The following is a 19,168-nucleotide window of genomic DNA, read 5'->3' as shown; positions in this document are numbered from 1 at the left end:
CGGTCAAGCGAACGAGGCCGGCGCCGCCCGGATGCTTCCAGAGGCGCCGGCCTCGGCCGTGCTGGTTGTTAATGCCTACTGTTACTCAGTATTGCTTAGTCAGCAGGGGTTACTTCTTGTCCCAGCCGACGACGCTCCAGTCCGGCGTCTGGAACAGGCTGGCGCCGTAGTTGGCCAGGCCCGTGCGGGCGAAGTAGATCTGCGGGCCGTTCATGACCACGCCCATGGAGAAGTACTTTTCCATGTGCTTCTTCTCGACGTCCATGGCGGCCTCGTTGCGCTGGGCGTCATCCTGGATGGAGGAGAGGTCCTTGATGGCCTTGTCCAGCTCGGCATCGCCGAGTTCGTTCTCGTTGGTGGCGGAGTCGTAGTACTGCTTCACCGCAGATGTGGCGTCGGCGCCGACGGAGTAGCCGCTGATGGTGAGCTGGAAGTCGCGGCTGCCAACCACCTTGCCGAAGTCGGCGTCGCCGCGCTGGTCAATGCCAACTTCCATGCCGGCCGCCTGCAGCTGCTTCTGCAGGGTCTGCACGGTGGCGAGGGCGGTGGGGTCGTCACCGAAGTTGGTGATCTTGAACGACGCTGGGACGCCGTCCTTTTCCATGATGCCCTTGGCGTTGGCCTTGTAGCCGGCCTCGGTCAGAACCTTCTTGGCCGCGTCGGCGCCCGTCTCCTTGACCGGGTAGTTGTCCTGGTAGTACTTCGAGAACGGCATCAGCATCATCGAGCCCGAGCTGTTCTCCTCCCAGTTCAGGCCACCGAAACGGACGGCGCGGATGGCCGGACGGTCAACGGCGGTGAAGATCGCCTTGCGGACGGCGACGTCGGTGAGCGGTGCCTTCAGGGCGTTGAGGTTCAGGCCGCCCGCGAAGAGTCGCTGACCGCGGCGGACCTCGGAGTTCTTGGTGCCTTCAAGCTGCTTGTACTTGGTCAGCGTGCGGCCGTCGGCCATGTCGACCTCGCCGTTCTTGAAGGCGGCGATCTCCGCGCTTGCCTCCAGCTGGCGGAAGATCACCTTGTCCAGGACCGCCTTCTCGCCCCACCACTTGTCGTTCGGAACCAAGGAGACAGTCTTCGCGGCAGAGTCGAACTTGTCGACCTTGAACGGGCCGGCCATCCACTCGGGGTGCATTTCACCGGTGAACCCGGTGTTGAAGATTTCCGGGGTGTTGACGGTCTGCGGGATGAATCCGCCGAAGATGTCGCTGAGCGGGTACACCGGCTGCGTGGTGGTCACAACGACTTCCTTGTCGCTGGTTCCGGCTTTGACGGAGTCGATGAACTCGTAGGCGCCGGACGTGACGATGTCGATGTCCTTGTTCTGGCCGTTGAGCATCTTCCACGTGTTTTCGAACGTGGCGGCGTTGATCGGAGTGCCGTCGTTGTAGGCGGCCTTCGGGTTGACCTTGATGGTGATGGTCTGCTTGCCGTCTTTGACTTCGCTCTTGAAGTCTTCGCAGAAGTTCTTGTTGAGGCTGGCGGTGCCGTCGAAGTCCAGCTTCCAGCAGCCGACGTAGCCGGCCTCGTCGATCGGGTAGTGCAATTCAGTGTTGTCCGCTGAGTTGCCCGCGTTGGAGAAGCCGTTGAAGTCCGGTCCGATGTTGCCCAGGGGCAGCGTCACGGTGCCGCCCTGCTGCAGGTCGGCGGCGTTCTTGGCGTTGACGCTGATGAGCTTGCTGAGATCGCCGGAGGCATCCTGTGCCTTGGCGCTCTGAGCTGTGGTGGAGGCGCCACCGCTGCCGCAGGCAGTCAGCGCAAGCGCCGCCACGACGGCGGTGATGCCACCGATTTTGGTGCGATTCTTCATGAGATCCCCTTCATTTTTTGTGCGAGTGTGATGCATGGGAGGTCTGCCGGACTGCTGGTCCGGATGTTGCTGGCCGGGATGTCTGCTGGTCGGGTCAGTCAGTGGTCTTCGTGGACAACGACCATGTCTGCGTCCAGTTCGCCGTCCGGGTAGAAGCAGGCGAACTGCTGGTCGGTGGCGGCTGGTTCCAGGGCGGGCTCGAGGGTCAGGCACTTCTCCTGCCTGGCCGGCGGCAGGGCCGCAAACACGGGGCAGCGGGTGGCGAAGTTGCAGCCTGCCGGCGCCTCCAGCGGTGAGGGCAGGTCGCCCTGGAGGATGATCCGTTCGCGGGTGCGCTCCAGCTCCGGATCCGGTACCGGGATCGCGGAGAGCAGGGCCCGGGTGTAGGGGTGGCGGGGGTTGTCGAAGACGGCGTCGACGTCTCCGATCTCCACGATCTTGCCCAGGTACATGACAGCAACGCGGTTGGAGATGTGCCGGACCACGGAGAGATCGTGCGCCACCATGAGGTAGCTCAGGCCGAGTTCGGCACGGAGCTTGTCCAGGAGGTTGATGACGCCTGCCTGCACTGACACGTCGAGGGCGGAGACAGGTTCGTCCAGGACAACCAGCCGGGGGTTCACGGCGAGGGCGCGGGCAATGCCGATGCGCTGGCGCTGGCCGCCGGAGAACTGGTTGGGGAAACGGTTGACGTGGTCCGCCTGCAGGCCCACCAGCTCCATGAGCTCCATGATCCGCTTCCGGATGGCCGGCTTGGGCATGCCCAGGTTTTCCATCGGCTCGGCCAGGACCTCGTAGACGGTGAAGCGCGGATCCAGCGCCCCGGTGGGATCCTGGAACACCATCTGCAGTTCCCTGCGCATTCCAGCCTTGGCCCTGGCGTCGGCGGACTGCTTGTTGCTCAGCCCGCCAATGACCACCTCGCCGTCCTGGTCCTTGTGGAATTCCATGATTTCCAGCAGGGTGGTGGTCTTTCCGCAGCCGGACTCCCCCACGATCGAGAAGCACTCGCCTTCGCGGATATCGAAGCTCAGCCCGTCCACGGCTTTCACCGTGCCGATCCTGCGCTTGAGCAGGGCGCCCTTCATCAGGGGAAAGTGCTTCTTTACGTCGCGGAGCTCCAGGACAGTCTTACGCTCGTGCCGCGGAAGGCGGTCGAAGCGGGAGACCGGCACGGCCGGGGCGGCGAAAATGGCGTGGGCGTCGACGTCGGCGAGTGCCTCGGTCTTGATGCACGCGGCACTGTGTCCCGTGCCGGGCTCCACCGTCCGAAGGTCCGGTTCGCCGTCGAGGCAGGCCTCGCTGGCCAGCGGGCAACGCGGCGCGAACGAGCAGCCGGTGGGCGGGTGGGCGAGGTTCGGGGGGATGCCGTCGATCGGGACCAGTGAGGTCTTTTCCGCGATGTCCACGCGCGGTACGGCCCCGAGCAGGCCCATGGTGTAGGGCATCCGCGGGCTGTAGTAGATGTCGTCGACGCTGCCGGTCTCCACCGGCCTGCCGGCGTACATCACCATGATGTCGTCCGCCATGCCGGCGACCACGCCGAGGTCGTGCGTGATCATCACGACGGCGGCGCCGGTCTCCTCCTGCGCGGCATGGAGCACCTCCAGGACCTGCGCCTGGATGGTGACGTCCAGCGCCGTCGTCGGCTCATCGGCGATCAGAACCCGCGGGTTGTTGGCGATCGCGATCGCGATCATGACGCGCTGGCGCATGCCGCCGGAGAACTCGTGCGGGAAGGCCTTGAGCCGGTCCTTCGGGCTGGGGATGCCGACCAACCCCAGGAGTTCGACGGCGCGGGCCTCCTTGGCCCGCTTGCTCATGGTCGGGTTGTGGACGGTCAGGGCCTCGATAATCTGGGTGCCGACGGTATAGACAGGGGTCAGGGAGGACAGCGGGTCCTGGAACACCATCGCGAGGTCGTTGCCGCGGTACTGGCACATGGCCTTGTCGCTGAGACCCAGCAGTTCCTTGCCGTTGAGCCGGACGGAACCGCTGATTTCCGCCGTCGGAGGCAGCAGGCCCATGATCGCCATGGACGTGACCGATTTGCCGGAGCCGGACTCGCCCACGATGCCCAGCGTCTTGCCGGGCAGCACGTCGAAGTCGATGCCGCGCACCGCGTGCACCACACCGTTTTCGGTGTTGAAGCGGACGTTGAGGTCCCGGACGGAGAGAATCGCGCCGGTGGGGGCATGCAGCCCCGCGACGCGGAGGCGCTCGGCGGTGCCCTGGGTGATGGTATTGGCGGTGGTATTGCTGGTCATTTGTTCTTCTTCTGTGTTTTGCCAGTCGGCGTCTCGCCAGTCGGCGTCTCGCCAGTCGGCGTCTCGCCAGTCGGCGTCTCGCCGAGCTGTGTCTTGCCAATACTGGCGCTGCCTCGCTTCGCGCGGCCAACGGAGCTGGAGCTGGGATCGAACGCGTCGCGGAGGCCATCGTTCATCATCGCCAGCGAGCCGGTGAGCAGGAACATCACGATCAACGGAGCCCAGAACATCCACGGAAAGGTGGAGACCTGCGAGGTGGACTGGCCGATCAGCACGCCCAGGCTTACGTCCGGGACCTTGATGCCGATGCCGATAAAGGAAAACGCGACCTCGGCGAGGATGGCGCCGGTGACCCCGCGGGTGACTTCCAGGACCAGCAGGGAGCCGATGTTCGGCACGAGGTGCCGCCAGACGATCCGGCGCGGCGGGATGCCCATGTACTGCGCGGCCTTGACGAAGTCACGCTGCATGAGCGACAGCGACAGGGACCTGATCAGGCGCGCGGTGCCCATCCAGCTGAAGACCAGCAGCACGATGATCAGCAGCAGCCAGCTCGGGATGGTGTTCTTCAGGCCGTTGGCGCCGCCGCTTGTGGCCACCGCGACCACCAGCAGGGCCGGCATCATGATCAGGGCTTCGAGGATGAACAGCATGACCTTGTCCACCTTGCGGCCGAAGTACGCCATGGTGCAGCCGTAGACAGCGGCGATCAGCACGGAGACGACGCCGACGACGACGCCAATCAGGATGGAGACCCTGGTGCCCTCGACGGTCAGGGCGTAGAGGTCGATCCCGGCTTGGGAGGTGCCCAGCAGATGCTCCGCGGAAGGCGGCATGCCGATGTTGAAGGGGTCGATGGCCTCCTTGTCCCAACTGCTGAAGAAGCCGCCGATGAAGGACAGGAGCGTCAGGGTCAGGAAGATGACCAGGCCGGCGACGGCTGTCCGGTTGCGCAGGAAGCGCCGCAGGATGATCCGCGACTTGCCGATCACGACGTCGTCTTTTTCCATCTTTCCTTCGTCGAGGACGGCGGCCGGGTCAATCGTGTTGAGGTTGGTCATGATTACTGCACCCGCACTCTCGGGTCGACGAGCGTGGTGGCGAAGTCAGCGAGGATCGCCCCGACCGCGAAGATGACGGAGCCGTAGGCGAGGGTAGCGGTGGCCGCGTTGACGTCCTGGAGCGCGATCGAATCGATGGACCAGGAACCGACGCCGTGCCAGGCGAAGATCTTCTCCGCGAAGAAACCGCCGGCAAAGATGGCCGGGATGGTGAACGCAATGCTCTGCGCCACGGGGATGAAGGACACCCGCAGGGCGTGGCGGCTGATGGCCTGGTTGCGGGTCAGGCCCTTGGCCCGTGCCGTCCGCACGAAGTCGGCGTTGACGTTGTCCAGCAGATACTGGCGCTGGGCGATCTGGTAGGCGCCCCAGCCCACAATCGTGATGGCGAAAGTGGGCACGGCGTAGTGGGAGAGCATGTCGATGAACTGGTCCCAGCCGCCGCCGTCGAGGCCCGGAGTGGAGATGCCGGTGACGAAGAAGACGCGCTCCCCGACCGTCTCGTTGATGTTGATGGCGCCCAGCTGCACCAGGAAGTAGGCGATCGGGGCGGGAACGATGTACATGAGGTAGCTGTACGAGGTGATGACCCTGTCCGAGGCCTTGTACTGGCGGGCGGCGGTGTAGACGCCGAGGGCGACGCCGATCACCAGGGTCAGGATGATCGAGGCCAGGAACAGCCGGGTTGAGATCCAGACGCGGTCGCCGAACTCGGCGTTGATGAAGGCGCCGTTGGGGCTCCGCCCCCAGTCCCAGCGGGTGAGAATGGCCGTGAGCCAGTCGACGTAGCGCTCCCACGGGTTGAGCGTCGGATCGAGCCCCTTAAGCCGGAAGGAGTTGACCACCTGTTCGGGGGTGGGCCGCGGAATCCGCTCCTGCTCGAGCAGCGCCGGCTGCAGTGTGCTCACCGCCAGGAGATAGCCGGCACTGGTGGTCAGGAAGATCATGAAGACATACGTGATGGCACGTTTGGCGAGATATCGAAACATGGAGCGGCTAGTTCTGGATCGCCGTTGCCTGAGCGGATTTGGGCGCCAAGGCGGCGGCTGCACGAGCCGGCCTGCCTGCCGGGATGACAAGATTATTCACAACTTCGGTCCTTCCGTAGTCCCCCATCCGGCAGCGGGTTCCGCCGCCGGTTCGGGATCATGGGCCAGCTGGTTTCCGGCCGCCCGCAGGCCTTGCGGCTGAGTCCTGGTGGACTATGTTGCGGGTCACATTCCAGAGGAAGCTATCACATCTGCCGGGCCGGACCGCGCTCCCGGCGGCCGCGACACGGCGGCTTCGCCGCAGATCGTTATCAATAACTCCGTGGAATGGATTTGGACTCGCGGAATTGGCAATGCCGCGCTAGTGTCCGCCCACAATGCGCGTGACAAGTTCCCGCCAGGTTTCCGCCAGCCGCTCGGGCGCAATCCCGTGCACGCCGACGGAGTGGAGCAACAGTTCCGGCTCCAGCGCCGCCCCCAGGGCCGACGCCATGAGCCGCGGGTCCGCCGTCACGCCGGCGTCGCGCAGCAGCATCTCAAGGTGGCGATGCCAGAGGACGGCTGGGGGCACATCGAACCTGTTGTAGGCCGAGGCATCGGCGGCCCTGGCCAGCTCCCCGAACTCCAGGGTCCAGGCAATGCGGGCGGCACCTACGGCGATCAGCCGCTCCAGGGGTGGCGCGCCGGGACCCACCGGTGGCGGACCGAACATGAACCGGCCCTGGAATTCGGCCTCGGCGTCGCTGAGGAGGGCCATCATCAGCCCGGCACGGCTGCCGAACCGCCGGAAGACTGTCCCTTTTCCAACTCCGGCGCGCTGCGCCAGCCGGTCCATGGTGAGGGCGTCGACGCTGGATTCCCCAACGATTTCCCGGGCGGCGCAGAGGAGCAGTTCCCTGTTGCGCGCCGCGTCACGGCGCCCGGTTTCTGCGGCGGGCGCGGCGGGGCGCCCTCCCCCGGACTGGGCGCCGGGACGGATCGGGATGAGGCTCACACCGCTGAGTCTAGCGCCTCGGAATATAAACGGACCGCAGTCCGTTTAGCATGGGTGAAGGCCCCCAAAGCCCCACGATCCACCAGCCGCCGGAACCATCCTGCGGCGTGATGCACAGGAGTACATATGTCCAAGAAGACCATCCTCACCCTCGTCGGCAGCCTTCGCGCCGGCTCCACCAACCTTCAGCTGGCCGAGGCCATCGCGCTCAACGCCCCCGAACAGGTGGACGTAGTCATCCACGAGAGCCTGGGCAACATCCCGTTCTACAACGAGGACATCGACGTCGAAGGCCAGGTGCCCGCGGCCGCCGCCGCCCTGCGTGCCGCCGCCAACGACGCGGACACCATCCTGCTGGTCACGCCGGAACACAACGGCACCGTCCCGGCGTCGCTGAAGAACGCCATCGACTGGCTGTCGCGCCCGTTCGGCGCCGGCGCCCTCTCCGGCAAGCCCACCGCAGTTGTCGGAACCGCCTTTGGCCAGTTCGGCGGCGTTTGGGCCCAGGACGAGGCCCGCAAGGCCGTCGGCATCGCCGGCGCCCAGGTCCTCGAGAACGTCAAGCTGGCAGTCCCCGGCTCGATGGTCCGCTTCGCCGAGGTCCACCCCAAGGATGACGCCGAAGTTGTCGAGCAGATCAAGGGCGTGTTCGACGCGCTGGCCGAGGTCCCCGCCGCAGAAGCGGCCTAGGCTTTCCGCACTCCGCTCAACAACACCCCGAGGCCCCCGGCAGCATGCAGCTGCCGGGGGCCTCGGGGATCCCGGCCAGTTGCGGCGGGTGAGGCCGGGTGATGGCCTGGAAACAGTCGTTCGAAAACAATCGTTTCCCCCCGTGCAACATGGGTAGTATCCTTGGGACTGTGACCCACGAAACACTTGATGCCGCCGCAGCAGTACTTCCGGCCGAGGCCATTGACGCAATCGAACGTGCGGCTACGTCCGCCCACCGCCACGAGATCCTGTTCTCGGAGCGCGCAGCAAATATCAAGCAGTCGGCAGTCCGGGACGTTTTCGACATCTCGATGCGCCCCGGCCTCGTTTCCCTCGCCGGCGGAAGCCCGTACCTGCAGTCCCTGCCGCTGGAACGCCTTGGCCAGACCGCCGCGAAGATCATCGCCGAGCAGGGAATGACCGCCCTGCAGTACGGCAGCGGCCAGGGTACCGAGGAACTCCGCGCCCAGATCTGCGAGGTCATGGCAGCTGAGGGAATTCTCGACGCCGACCCCGCGAACATCGTGATTACCGCCGGCTCGCAGTCCGCGCAGGATGTGGCCACCAAGGTCTTCTGCAACCCAGGCGACGTGGTGCTCGTGGAGGATCCCACCTATGTGGGCGCCCTCAACACGTTCGAGGCCTACCAGGTGGAAGTCGAAGCCGTGCCGATGGACGGCGACGGCATCGTCCCGGACCTGCTGGAGGCGAAAATAGCCGCCCTCCAGACCGCCGGCAGAAACATCAAGTTCCTCTACACCATCCCCAGCTTCAACAACCCGTCCGGCATCACCCTGGCCACAGAACGCCGGCAAGCGGTGGTGGATATATGCCGAAACGCGAATATTTTGGTGCTGGAGGACAACCCCTACGGCCTGCTCCGCTTCGACGGCAAGCCGCTGACCCCTTTGCGGGCAGCCAACCCGGATGACGTCATCTACATGGGGTCCTTTTCAAAGATCTTCGCACCGGGCCTGCGGATCGGCTGGGCCCTCGTCCCGGCCCACCTGCAGCGCCGGTATTACCTGGCATCAGAGGCCGTCACCCTGTGCCCGCCGACCCTGAACCAGATGCTGGTATCGGCCTATCTGCGCGACTACGACTGGCGCGGCCAGATCGAGACGTACCGCGGGCTGTACAGGGAACGCTGCGAGGCAATGCTTGCCGCCCTGGCCGAATACATGCCGGACGGACTGAGCTGGACACAGCCCGACGGCGGCTTTTTCGTGTGGGTGACCTTGCCCGAAGGCGTGGACACCTACCCGCTGCTGAAGAAGGCCATCGACGCCGGCGTCGTCTTCATCCCGGGGGCGGCCTTCACCTCGTCGGACGACACGTCGAACAAGATCCGGCTGGCGTTCAGCGCGGTGCCGCCCGAGTCGATCCGTGAGGGCGTGCGGCGGCTCGCGCCGGTCCTGCGGGAAGCGTTGGCCGCACTGTAGCGTGAACAGCGGCAGGGTTCGCTGCGGCGCATGAACAGCGCAAGCCGTCGAACAGCAGGGCCGATCGAACAGGCGCATTGAACAGCATTACTCGTTGAAAGAGGAGCAGTCCATGACCGGAATTATCGTTGTCGGCGTCGACGGCAGTGAAACTGCCCTGCGGGCGGCGCACACCGCGCGCGACCTCGCAGTTTCCGTGGGGGCGACACTTCATGTGGTCAGCGCCTTTGACAGCGACAGGACCCAGGTCTTCGGCAGCGGCAGTGACCAGTGGATCGTTTCCGACGCCGGCAACGCGGAAACGGTGGCGCGGACGGTGGCGGACGGCCTGCGCCGCCCGGACATCGCCGTCACCTACGCCGCCGCCCGGGGCAAGCCCGCCGAGGCCCTGATCCGGGAAGCCGAACGGACCGGTGCCCTGATGATTGTGGTTGGCAACCGACGCATGAGCGGGATCGGCCGGGTCTTGGGGAGCGTTGCGAACAGCGTGGCCCACAACGCCCCCTGCGACGTCTACATCGCCAAGACCGACGCCGACTAAGGCGCTACCGCTTCTCCGGCACCGCGGCCGGCTCCTCGGCCGGAACAGTGGCCGGTTCCGCGGGCTGGAGCATCCGGCGCAGGATTTTTCCTGACGCGGACTTCGGCACGGCTTCGATGAACTCCACGCGGCGGATCTTCTTGAACGGCGCCACCTTGGCCGCCACGAAGTCCATGACGCCCGCCACGTCCAGGGCATCGCCGTCCGCTCCGGGCTGGCGGACGACGAACGCCTTGGGCACTTCCTGGCCGTCGGCGTCGAGGGATCCGATCACCGCGGAGTCGGCAATGCCGGGGTGCGTGAGGAGCAGGGCCTCCAGCTCCGCCGGGGCGATCTGGTAGCCGTTGTATTTGATCAGTTCCTTGAGCCGGTCCACGATCGTCACCACCCCGTCCGCCCGCACCGTGGCGATGTCCCCGGTGTGCAGGAAGCCGTCCGCGTCCAGGGTGTCCGCGGTTTCCTGCGGCCGGTTGAGATAGCCGAGCATCACGTTCGGCCCGCGGCACAGGAGATGTCCCGGCGCGCTGGTGCCGTCCGCGGGAACCGGAATATCCTCCCCCGTGGCCGGGTCCACGAGGCGGCACTGCATATTCGGCACGGTGTAGCCCACGGAGCTGACGGGGGCGTCGCCCGCTTCGCGCGGAATAAGGTGAGATACCGGGCTCATCTCGGTCATGCCATAGCCCTGCAGGACCCGGCATCCGAGGCGTTCGGCCAAGCGGGTGCCGAGCTCTCCGTCCAGCGGCGCCGCGCCCGAGAGGGCGGTGTGCACCGAGCCGAGGTCGTACTCGGCAACCAGCGGGTGCTTGGAGAGCGCCACGGCCACGGGTGGGGCGATGAACAGGTAGCTGCACCGGTGATCCTGGATGATCCGCAGGAACTCGGGCAGATCGAATCTGGGCATCGTGACGAGCCTGGCCCGCTGGCGCAGGGCGAGGTTCAGCAGCACGGTCAGCCCGTAGATGTGGAAAAACGGCAGCAGCGCCAGGAGCCGGTCCTCGGGGACCACGCCGAGCAGCCCCCTGGCCTGTTCCACGTTGGCGACCAGATTTCGGTGGCTGAGCATGACGCCCTTCGGCCGGCCCGTGGTGCCGGACGAGTAAGGCAGCACGGCCACATGCGTGGCCGGATCGAACGAGACGCGGGGCGCCGGCGCGCCCATGGCGAGCAAGTCACCCAGCGAGGGGTGGCCGTCGGCGCCGTCGAGCACCACGAGCCGCGAGGCCGGGATCCCGGTCCTTTCGGCCGCCTCCCGGGCGGCCGGCAGCAGCGCCGAGACGGTGAAGAGCCAGCTGGCGCCGGCGTCGGTGAGCTGGGTGGCGATCTCGTCCACGGTGTACAGCGAGTTGATGGTGGTGACCGTGGCGCCTGCCCGGAGCAGGCCGTGGAAGACGGTCGCAAAGGCGGGGACGTTGGGGCACAGGATGGCTGCCACGCCGTGCACCCCGAGGCCTTGGGCGGCCACGGCGCCAGCAAGGGCATCGATTTGCCCGCGGAGCGCCCGGTACGTGGTCTCCGCACCGCTGGCGCCGTCGACGATGGCGACCCGGTCCAGGTCCTCCTCTGCCAGAGCGCCGAAGAGGTAGTCGTAAATGCCGAGACTGGGAACTTCGACGTCGGGGTACGGGCTTGAAAACACGCAACATCTCCTTTGATCCGCGTCCGCCCGGGCTGTCGGCGGCTGGTGTCACTCTAATACCGGGGCGCATCGCCGGGACAGGACGGCGCGGACTTGGCTGTGTTCCGGCTTGACTGTGTTCCGACGTGACTGTGACTTGACGAGGATCACCCCCTCCCGTGGGCAGCCTCACCGCCCAGTGGGCCTGCCGGAACGGACCGGCTCGATAAAATGGGAAGTGCCCTGCGATGGTGCGGACATCCAAGAACCCACCTACCGAGGGAGCCCCATGATCACTCTTCAGCGCCGCCAGCTGGTTGGCCACGACATCCTGCTGGCCCGGCACGGCAACCACATCAGCGCCATGCGCCTGGACCGCAGCACCGGCCGCGTTGTCGCGTTCCTGGACGACGGATCAACCGACAGCGCCCCGAACTTGATTGCCCCGGGTCTGCGTATGCCCGACACCGTGCGCAGCGTGCTCCGTCAGGACTGGAAGTTCCTCACCGGGATCAGCGCAGGCAGCGTGGTGCTCGCGGGCCTGATGTTTGCCGCCTCGGCCGCCGTCGCAGGCATGAGCGGCGATCCCGCGCTGGTCCAGATGCTGACCGCGTACTCGGGAAACTGAGCCGCCCGGGCCAATTGGCCTGATACTGACCGAACCCCGCCGCTGAATAGTTCAGCGGCGGGGTTCCGTCGTTTCGGGGCTTCCGGCCGTTTGGGGCTCCGGCAGTTTTGGGGTCAGTCCAGCAGTAGTGCCGGCTCTTCCAGGATGGCGGCGACGTCCGCCATGAAACGGGCTGAAAGGTCACCGTCCACCACCCGGTGGTCGAAGGAGCCGCCGAGGGTGGTGATCCAGCGCGGAATGACTTCGCCGTCCAGGACCCAGGGCTTTTGCTTGATGGTGCCGAACGCCACGATCGCGACTTCGCCCGGGTTGATGATCGGCGTGCCGGTGTCGATGCCGAGGGCGCCGATGTTGGTCACGGTGAGCGTGCCGCCGCGCATCTGGGCGGGCTGGGTCTTGCCGGCCCGCGCCGTAGTGGCGAGATCGTTCAGGGCCAGGGCCAGCTGCTTGAGCGAGAGGTCCTGGGCGTTCTTGATGTTCGGCACCATCAGTCCGCGGGGCGTGGCGGCGGCGATGCCCAGGTTCATGAAGTGCTTGACGTGGATTTCCGCGGAATCGCTGCCGTCCGGGTTGTCCACCCACGTCGCGTTGACACTCGGGTTCCGCGCCGCGGCCCAAATGACCGCCTTGGCCAGGATCAGCAGCGGGGAAACCCTGATGCCTTCGAAGTCGCGGGAGGCCTTCAGGCGCTTGACGAATTCCATGGTGCGGCTGGCGTCGACGTCGACAAAGATGCTGACGTGCGGCGCCGCGAAAGCCGATTCGACCATGGCTTTCGCGGTGGCCTTGCGGACCCCCTTGACCGGGATCCGCTCGATCCGCTGGTCCTGCGGGCGGCCGGACTTGCCCCAGAACGAGTCCGCCTTGTCCACCTCGGCGTCACGCTGGGCCTGGTAGCTCACCAGGTCCTCACGGGTCACTTCACCGCGGGCGCCGGTGGGCACGACGTCGGCCAGGTTGATCCCGAGGTCCCGGGCGATCTTGCGGACCGGCGGCTTGGCCAGCACCTTGCCGACCAGGCCGCTGATGGCGCCGCCCAACGTGGGGCGCGGGTCAACGGACTCGGCCGGGCCAGCAGCCTCGGCAGCCGGGCGGCCGACCGCGGCCGGGCTGATCCAGATGTCGTGGGCCTCAACCCCCACCCGCTCCCCGGCCTCGCTAACTCGGCCAGGGAACCCGGCGGGCGTGGCCCTAGGCTCGAGCACCGGGGCGGCAGCGCCGGCGCCGGCCGAAGTGGCCGCCGGGGCGGAAATCCGCCGCCGGCGCTTGACGGCGTCGGCCTTGGGACCGGAGCCCACAAGCGGGCCGCCGGCCGGCCTCCCGGCTGCTTCGCCGGCGTCGGACGTGTCAGCCTGCAGCGTGCCGTACATGGGCGCCGCGGGAGCCGCCGGGGCGGGAGATGCCTGGGCAGCAGGCGCCGGGGCGGCCTGCTCCGGGGCGGCGAAGGCGTCGCTCACGCTGATGATCGGCGTGCCGACCTCCACAGTGACTCCCTCGGGAACCAGCAGTTCGGTGACGGTCCCCGCGAAGGGTGAGGGCAGTTCCACCAGGGACTTGGCCGTCTCGATCTCGCACAGGACCTCGTTGATGGCCACGGTATCGCCGGGCTTGACCTTCCAGGCGACGATTTCTGCCTCCGTTAGCCCTTCGCCGACGTCGGGGAGGTTGAACTTGTTGAGCGTCATGGGTCCTCGTCAGTACGCCAGGGCGCGGTCCAGCGCCTCAAGGATGCGGTCGATGTCCGGCAAGTAGTCTTCTTCGACCTTGGCCACGGGATAGGGCATGTGGAATCCTCCGACGCGGATGACGGGGGCCTCCAGTGAATGGAAGGCCCGTTCGCTGATCCGCGCGGCAATTTCGCCGCCGATGCCGCCGAAAGTGGGGGCCTCGTGGGCCACGATCAGCCGGCCGGTCTTCTGGACCGATGCCGTGACGGTGTCGAAGTCGATCGGCGAGATGGAACGGAGGTCGATTACCTCGACGCTGTGGCCGTCCTCGGCCGCGGCCTCCGCCGCTGCGAGGGCCACGGGCACGAGCGGTCCGTAGACAACGACGGTAGCGTCGGTGCCCTCGCGGAGCACATGCGCCTTAAAGGGGTCCGCGGACGCGCCGGGGGTCTCGGTATCGACCTCGCCCTTGAGCCAGTAGCGGCGCTTGGGCTCGAACACGATGACGGGATCCTGGCAGTCGACGGCCTGCTGGATCATCCAATAGGCATCGTGCGGATTGGACGGCGTGATGATGCGCAGGCCGGCCGTGTGGGCGAACAGGGCCTCCGGTGATTCGGAGTGGTGCTCGATCGAGCCGATGCCGCCGCCGTATGGGATCCGGATGACGACGGGAACGGTCAGGTTGCCGTTGCTGCGGGAATGCATCTTGGCCAGCTGGGTGGTGATCTGGTTGAACCCCGGGAACACGAAGCCGTCGAACTGGATCTCGCAGACCGGCTGGTAGCCGCGCAGGGACAGGCCGATGGCGGTGCCGATTATGCCGGACTCGGCCAGCGGGGTATCCACCACGCGGTCGGCGCCGAATTCGGCGATCAGCCCGTCAGTGACCCGGTAGACGCCGCCGAGGGCCCCGATGTCCTCGCCCATCAGCAGCGAGCGGGGGTTGTTGCTCAACGTGGCCCGCAGGCCCTCGTTGATGGCCTTCGCAATGGTCATGGTGGTCATTACTGGGCCGCCCCGTCTGTCTGCCCAGCCTGTGCCGGACCTGATTTTGCCTGTACGGTTTCGGCGTCGGCGAACCCTGCGCTGTATTCCTCGAACCAGGCCAGTTCCTCGGCCACCAGCGGATGGGCCTCCACGTAGGTGTTGGCGAAGGCAGTCCGGATGTCCGGGGTTTCGAGGTCGTAGGTGGTCTTGCGGACATAGGCGGCGAGCTCGTCGCCGTCGGCCTTGACCTGCTCGAAGAAGGAGTCGTCCGCGAGGCCCTCGGCCCGGAGATACTTCTCCAGCCGCGCCAGCGGGTCCTTGGCCCGCCACAGGCCCTCCTCGGCGGACCCACGGTACTTGGTGGGGTCATCGGCTGTGGTGTGCGCCCCGACCCGGTAGGTGAACGCCTCGATCAGGACCGGACCGTTGCCCTCACGGGCCTGCTCCAGCGCCCACTCCGTGACGGCGTGGACGGCGATCACGTCATTGCCGTCCACCCGGATGCCGGGGAAACCGTAGCCCTTGGCGCGGTTAGCGAGCGGGATGCGGGTCTGCACGGAGCTCGGCACGGAGATCGCCCAGTGGTTGTTCTGGCAGAAGAAGACCACGGGTGCCTGGTAGGACGAGGCGAACACCATGGATTCATGGACATCCCCTTCGGAGCTGGCTCCGTCGCCGAAGTACACCATGACGGCAGCGTTGGGCTCCACGGCCTGTCCCGCATCCCCACCGCCGGCGGCGTTGGCGGCCGCCAGCTTCTGGTCCCGCTGGATGCCCATGGCGTAACCCACGGCGTGCGGGGTCTGGGCGGCCAGGACCAGCGTGTAGAGGTGGAAGTTCGTGTCCTTCGGGTTCCAGCCGCCGTTGGAGACGCCACGGAACTGACGCAGGAGCTCGGCCAGGTCCACGTTCCGGGTCAGGGCCACGCCGTGCTCGCGGTAGGTCGGGAAGATGTAGTCCTGCGGCTGGCTGGCCCGGCCGGAGCCGATCTGCGCGGCTTCCTGTCCCGTGAGCGGCACCCACAAGGCCAGCTGGCCCTGCCGCTGCAGGGCGGTGGCTTCCACATCGAAGCGGCGGATCTTGGCCATGTCAGCGTAAAAGCCGCGCAGCGTGTCCGAATCCAGCTTCTCGGCGTACTTTGAGAAAACCGGGTCCGAGCCCAGGGTGCCGTCAGGGCCCAGCAACTGCACCATCGGCTCTGCCGGGGCGCCCAGTTGGGCCTCGGCCTCCGCCTCGAGCTGGTCATCCATCTCGGTTCCGTCGAACTCGGTAGAGGGCAGATGTGTGGCGCCCATACCGTCTCCTTGCTTGCCGCATCCGAATGCGCCGCAATCGCTGGGATATATGCCGGACAGGGAATACATTCCCCGTCCGGCATATATTTTGGCTTACTGGTCCTTACTTTAGCCGCACAGGGCGGACTGAACGCGCCGTGTTAAGCGCTAGGAACGCCGCGGCGGTTTTGTATAGATCGCACAGAGCTCCAGGAACCGGGTGTTGGCTTCCGGTTCGCCGATGCTGACCCGGACGCCCTCGTTGCCGAAGGCGCGCACGGACAGCGCCCGCTCGGCCGCCAGGGCGGCGAATTCCGCGCTGTTTGCGCCCAGATTGAGCCAGACGAAGTTGCCTTGGGCCTCCGGAACGAACCATCCGAGCTCCCGCAGTCCGGCCGTGACCCGGTCCCGTTCGTCCACCAGGCTTTGTACCCTTTCTACAACGTCAGCGAAGTGCTCGATCGACGTGACGGCAGCCGTTTCCGCGATTTGGGACACCGCGAAGGGTGTGGCGGCGACCCGCAGGTGCTGCGTCAGGTCGGGGCGGGAGACGCTGTAGCCCACGCGGAGACCGGCGAGGCCGTGCGCCTTCGAGAACGTCCGCAGGACGACGACGTTGGGGTACTTGCGGTACATGGCGATGCCGTCCACAGCGTCGCCGGCGCGCACGAATTCCTGGTAGGCCTCGTCGATGACCACCACGACGTCGGCCGGAACGGCATTGATGAAGCGCTCCGTTTCCTCCGTGGTCAAGATGGGTCCGGTCGGGTTGTTGGGCGTGCACAGCAGGATCATCCTGGTCCGCGCGGTCACTGCGGCAGCCATGGCGTCCAGGTCGTGCCGCCCGTCGGCCGTCAGCGGGATCCGGACGCTCTCGGCGCCCGCCAGTCCAACGCAGATCGGGTAGGCCTCAAACGAGCGCCAGGCGTAGATGACTTCGTCGGCCTTGCCGTCGTCGTTCTGGCCGGCGAAGGTGGTCAGCAGCTGGTTCAGGGCGCCCAGGCTGCCGGCGCCCGTGACGATGTCCTCGGCGGGAACATCCAGGAAGCGGGCGAGCGATTCGCGCAGCTTGCTGCTGAGCGGATCGGGGTAGCGGTTGAAGTCGGTCTGCGCCGCGATGGCCTGCTGCACTGCAGGGATCGGGGGCAACGGGTTTTCATTGGAGGACAGCTTGTAGCTGACCAGGCCTTCCACGGGGGCGGGCGGTTTTCCGGCCGCGTAGCGGGGGAGGAGGTCTACCACCGGACGGGGCTTGATGCCCCCGGCCGGGTTCTCTGATGAAGTCATGCCAACTAGCCTACTTCGGGTCGCTGCCGCTGTTGGGGGATGCTCGTTGCCGCCAGGGGGAATATGGTCCCTGCCGCTGCCGCCGGGCGTATGACAGCATGGGGCCATGCGCTCATTCATCGTACGAGTCATCATCAACGGGCTGGCCCTGGCAATCGCCTGCTGGATCCTCACCGGGCTGGATATTTCCACCCAGGGCGACGGCACCATCAACGTCATCCTGGGATACCTGTTTATCGGCCTGATCTTCGGCCTGGTTAATGCATTCGTCAAGCCGATCGTCAGCCTTCTGTCGCTGCCGATCACCATCCTCACCCTGGGCCTGTTCACGGTGGTCATCAACGCAGCGATGCTCTACCTGACGTCCTGGATCAGCAGCTACACCGTTGTGCACTTCACCATCGACTCGTTCTTCTGGACTGCCGTGTTCGCAGCCATCATCATCAGCGCGGTGTCCCTCGTGGCCAGCTTCCTTCCCGCCCTCGATCGCTAGGGGCTCCCGGGCCGTTCCGCGGCCCCGAAGCCGTGGGAGGGCCCGGCGCCGCCGGCGTTCCCCGCGGTGCCGGCCGGGCCTCGCGCCGGAGCGAGAACCGGGTGACCGTCGCCGCCCCGCCGGTCCCTACTACTGCGGCCAGCGCAGCCGTGGAGTCCTGCAGCGTGTTGTCCCGGCTCGCCGAGACGAGCGCGGCCCCGTCCGCGTAATTCCCCAGCCGGTGCCCCGGACCCAGGCCGAAGTCCTGCAGCGGCGGCACGGCCAGCGGGTTGGTGAGGGTCACGGTCACCCTGTCCCTGGTGTCCGGGTTGGCCAGTCCGTCTGCTCCCGGCACCCAGTCCTGCTCGTGTTCCAGGTGCAGGCTGCGGATCCCCGGCGCCGGGCTGATGCCGCCAACGGGCGAGCCCGCCGTCAGCACGAATTTGAGATCGTACTCGGCCAGGACGGCCCGGTCCTTGCTGAGGTTCATCGCGTGGATCCCACCCTGGCTGTAGCCGACAGCCACGAGCTGATCGCCGGCCTCGGCTCCGGCCTGCTGCAAGGCCTGCCGGACAGCGCCCGCCGTCGATGCCGAGTCGTAGCCCAGGGCCTCGGCGATGCCGGCGGGGTCAAAGGGGTTGGCGCCTTCCGGCAGGCCGCCCTGCTGGGTTCCCGGGATGACCACCACCCACGCTTTGCGGGTCCCGCCGTCGACCTCTATCACCTCGATCCGGCCACCCTGCTCCCCCACCGCTCCGGCCCGCCGCAACAGCCCGGCCGGTGAGAGGTCGACGTCGGCCGAAAACGTCTCCCGGCCCACGATGTTGACGGGCCTGGGCTTGAGGAACATGAGCCCCGGCGCGTCCGAAACGTCCCGGACCAGGCGACGGATGTCAGTGGGCCCACTCAGGGCTCCGGCGACGGCAGCCAGGGGCCCGGGAAGGCCAAGGAGCGCGGCAAGATTCCGGGGCGCCATGGCGATCCAGTCTTCGGCGATGCTGCGCACCCCCGGTAGGGCGAACGGCTCCGGCGCTGCGCCGTACTCGGAGCCGTGAAGCCCCATCCGCAGCAGCAGGGCATTCCGGGCTTCGGCGTATTCGTACTCGCGGTGGCTGGCGCGGACGTCGTCGCCAATGCGCTGAAGTTGTGACCGGACGCGGCCGACGTCCCGGCCAGCCTCCCCCACGGCGATGATGGCGTTGCTGCCGCTGGAGTAGGAGTCGGATTGATAGGGGAAAAGGGCGCGCCGGGCGGCGTCGGCTTCCATTTCAACCGATTGCAGCTGCCGGACCAGCCCGTCCAGTGCCGCGGCACCGGCCAGCAACTCCTCAAACTGGAAGCTCACCCCGCCGATGCCACCCCGGATTCTCAGACTGCCGTCTGCCGGCGGCGCTGAAACCCCGGGGGTGCCTCCGGAGCC

Annotated in this window: 16 protein-coding genes; 5 read left to right on the top strand and 11 right to left on the bottom strand. The window is 66.8% G+C overall.

Annotated features, from left to right (window positions below; translation table 11 throughout):
- Nucleotides 1-109: 109 nt before the first annotated feature.
- The 5 genes from AC1D2F_RS17890 to AC1D2F_RS17870 form a co-directional block, all read right to left on the bottom strand.
- Entirely contained in the window at nt 110-1,807 is a 1,698-nt protein-coding gene (locus tag AC1D2F_RS17890) for an ABC transporter family substrate-binding protein (RefSeq protein WP_476967310.1), read from the bottom strand.
- Between the two features lie 98 nt (nt 1,808-1,905).
- Nucleotides 1,906-4,074, bottom strand: coding sequence for a dipeptide ABC transporter ATP-binding protein (locus AC1D2F_RS17885; RefSeq protein ID WP_476967309.1), 2,169 nt, complete (start codon nt 4,072-4,074; stop codon nt 1,906-1,908).
- Entirely contained in the window at nt 4,071-5,135 is a 1,065-nt protein-coding gene (locus AC1D2F_RS17880) for an ABC transporter permease (protein ID WP_476967308.1), read from the bottom strand. Before AC1D2F_RS17880 ends, AC1D2F_RS17885 begins: the two co-directional genes overlap by 4 nt.
- A gap of 2 nt (nt 5,136-5,137) precedes the next feature.
- On the bottom strand, nt 5,138-6,124 hold the full coding sequence (locus tag AC1D2F_RS17875) for an ABC transporter permease (RefSeq protein WP_364746547.1): 987 nt from the start codon (nt 6,122-6,124) through the stop codon (nt 5,138-5,140).
- A gap of 361 nt (nt 6,125-6,485) precedes the next feature.
- Nucleotides 6,486-7,118, bottom strand: a complete 633-nt coding sequence (locus AC1D2F_RS17870; RefSeq protein ID WP_229991950.1) for a TetR/AcrR family transcriptional regulator — start codon at nt 7,116-7,118, stop codon at nt 6,486-6,488.
- A 126-nt stretch (nt 7,119-7,244) separates the two neighbouring features.
- Between AC1D2F_RS17870 and AC1D2F_RS17865 the strand changes: the two genes are divergently transcribed.
- The 3 genes from AC1D2F_RS17865 (at nt 7,245) to AC1D2F_RS17855 (ending at nt 9,812) form a co-directional block, all read left to right on the top strand.
- Nucleotides 7,245-7,808, top strand: a complete 564-nt coding sequence (locus tag AC1D2F_RS17865) for an NAD(P)H-dependent oxidoreductase (RefSeq protein WP_229991949.1) — start codon at nt 7,245-7,247, stop codon at nt 7,806-7,808.
- A gap of 170 nt (nt 7,809-7,978) precedes the next feature.
- Entirely contained in the window at nt 7,979-9,271 is a 1,293-nt protein-coding gene (locus tag AC1D2F_RS17860; protein WP_364746549.1) for an aminotransferase-like domain-containing protein, read from the top strand.
- Nucleotides 9,272-9,383: 112 nt separating this feature from the next.
- Nucleotides 9,384-9,812 (top strand): universal stress protein, encoded by a 429-nt coding sequence (locus AC1D2F_RS17855; protein WP_229991947.1) that lies wholly within the window; start codon nt 9,384-9,386, stop codon nt 9,810-9,812.
- A gap of 4 nt (nt 9,813-9,816) precedes the next feature.
- On the opposite strand, the gene AC1D2F_RS17850 is transcribed toward AC1D2F_RS17855, so the two are convergent.
- Nucleotides 9,817-11,451 (bottom strand): AMP-binding protein, encoded by a 1,635-nt coding sequence (locus AC1D2F_RS17850; protein WP_476967307.1) that lies wholly within the window; start codon nt 11,449-11,451, stop codon nt 9,817-9,819.
- Nucleotides 11,452-11,719: 268 nt separating this feature from the next.
- Between AC1D2F_RS17850 and AC1D2F_RS17845 the strand changes: the two genes are divergently transcribed.
- A complete protein-coding gene (locus AC1D2F_RS17845; protein ID WP_364746553.1) occupies nt 11,720-12,058 on the top strand; it encodes a hypothetical protein in 339 nt (112 codons plus the stop codon).
- Nucleotides 12,059-12,171: 113 nt separating this feature from the next.
- Here the strand turns inward: AC1D2F_RS17845 and AC1D2F_RS17840 are convergent, their stop codons facing one another.
- The 4 genes from AC1D2F_RS17840 to AC1D2F_RS17825 all read right to left on the bottom strand — a co-directional run bounded on the left by AC1D2F_RS17840 (nt 12,172) and on the right by AC1D2F_RS17825 (nt 17,276).
- Nucleotides 12,172-13,743, bottom strand: coding sequence for a dihydrolipoamide acetyltransferase family protein (locus AC1D2F_RS17840; RefSeq protein WP_364746555.1), 1,572 nt, complete (start codon nt 13,741-13,743; stop codon nt 12,172-12,174).
- Between the two features lie 9 nt (nt 13,744-13,752).
- The gene (locus tag AC1D2F_RS17835; protein WP_229991943.1) at nt 13,753-14,733 is read right to left on the bottom strand and encodes an alpha-ketoacid dehydrogenase subunit beta; all 981 of its coding nucleotides are present in this window, start codon (nt 14,731-14,733) and stop codon (nt 13,753-13,755) included.
- Nucleotides 14,733-16,010, bottom strand: coding sequence for a thiamine pyrophosphate-dependent dehydrogenase E1 component subunit alpha (locus AC1D2F_RS17830; protein ID WP_364746557.1), 1,278 nt, complete (start codon nt 16,008-16,010; stop codon nt 14,733-14,735). Before AC1D2F_RS17830 ends, AC1D2F_RS17835 begins: the two co-directional genes overlap by 1 nt.
- A gap of 147 nt (nt 16,011-16,157) precedes the next feature.
- A complete protein-coding gene (locus tag AC1D2F_RS17825) occupies nt 16,158-17,276 on the bottom strand; it encodes a histidinol-phosphate transaminase (protein ID WP_229991941.1) in 1,119 nt (372 codons plus the stop codon).
- 106 nt (nt 17,277-17,382) lie between these two features.
- On the opposite strand from AC1D2F_RS17825, the gene AC1D2F_RS17820 reads away from it, so the two are divergent.
- Nucleotides 17,383-17,769 (top strand): phage holin family protein, encoded by a 387-nt coding sequence (locus tag AC1D2F_RS17820; protein ID WP_229991940.1) that lies wholly within the window; start codon nt 17,383-17,385, stop codon nt 17,767-17,769.
- Here the strand turns inward: AC1D2F_RS17820 and AC1D2F_RS17815 are convergent.
- On the bottom strand, nt 17,720-19,093 hold the full coding sequence (locus tag AC1D2F_RS17815; protein ID WP_364746559.1) for an alpha/beta hydrolase family protein: 1,374 nt from the start codon (nt 19,091-19,093) through the stop codon (nt 17,720-17,722). The two genes, AC1D2F_RS17820 and AC1D2F_RS17815, sit on opposite strands and share 50 nt — an antisense overlap.
- Nucleotides 19,094-19,168: the final 75 nt, after the last annotated feature.

Source organism: Arthrobacter sp. P1_B3 (assembly GCF_056406615.1).
This window is presented reverse-complemented; position numbering and strand designations above follow the sequence as displayed.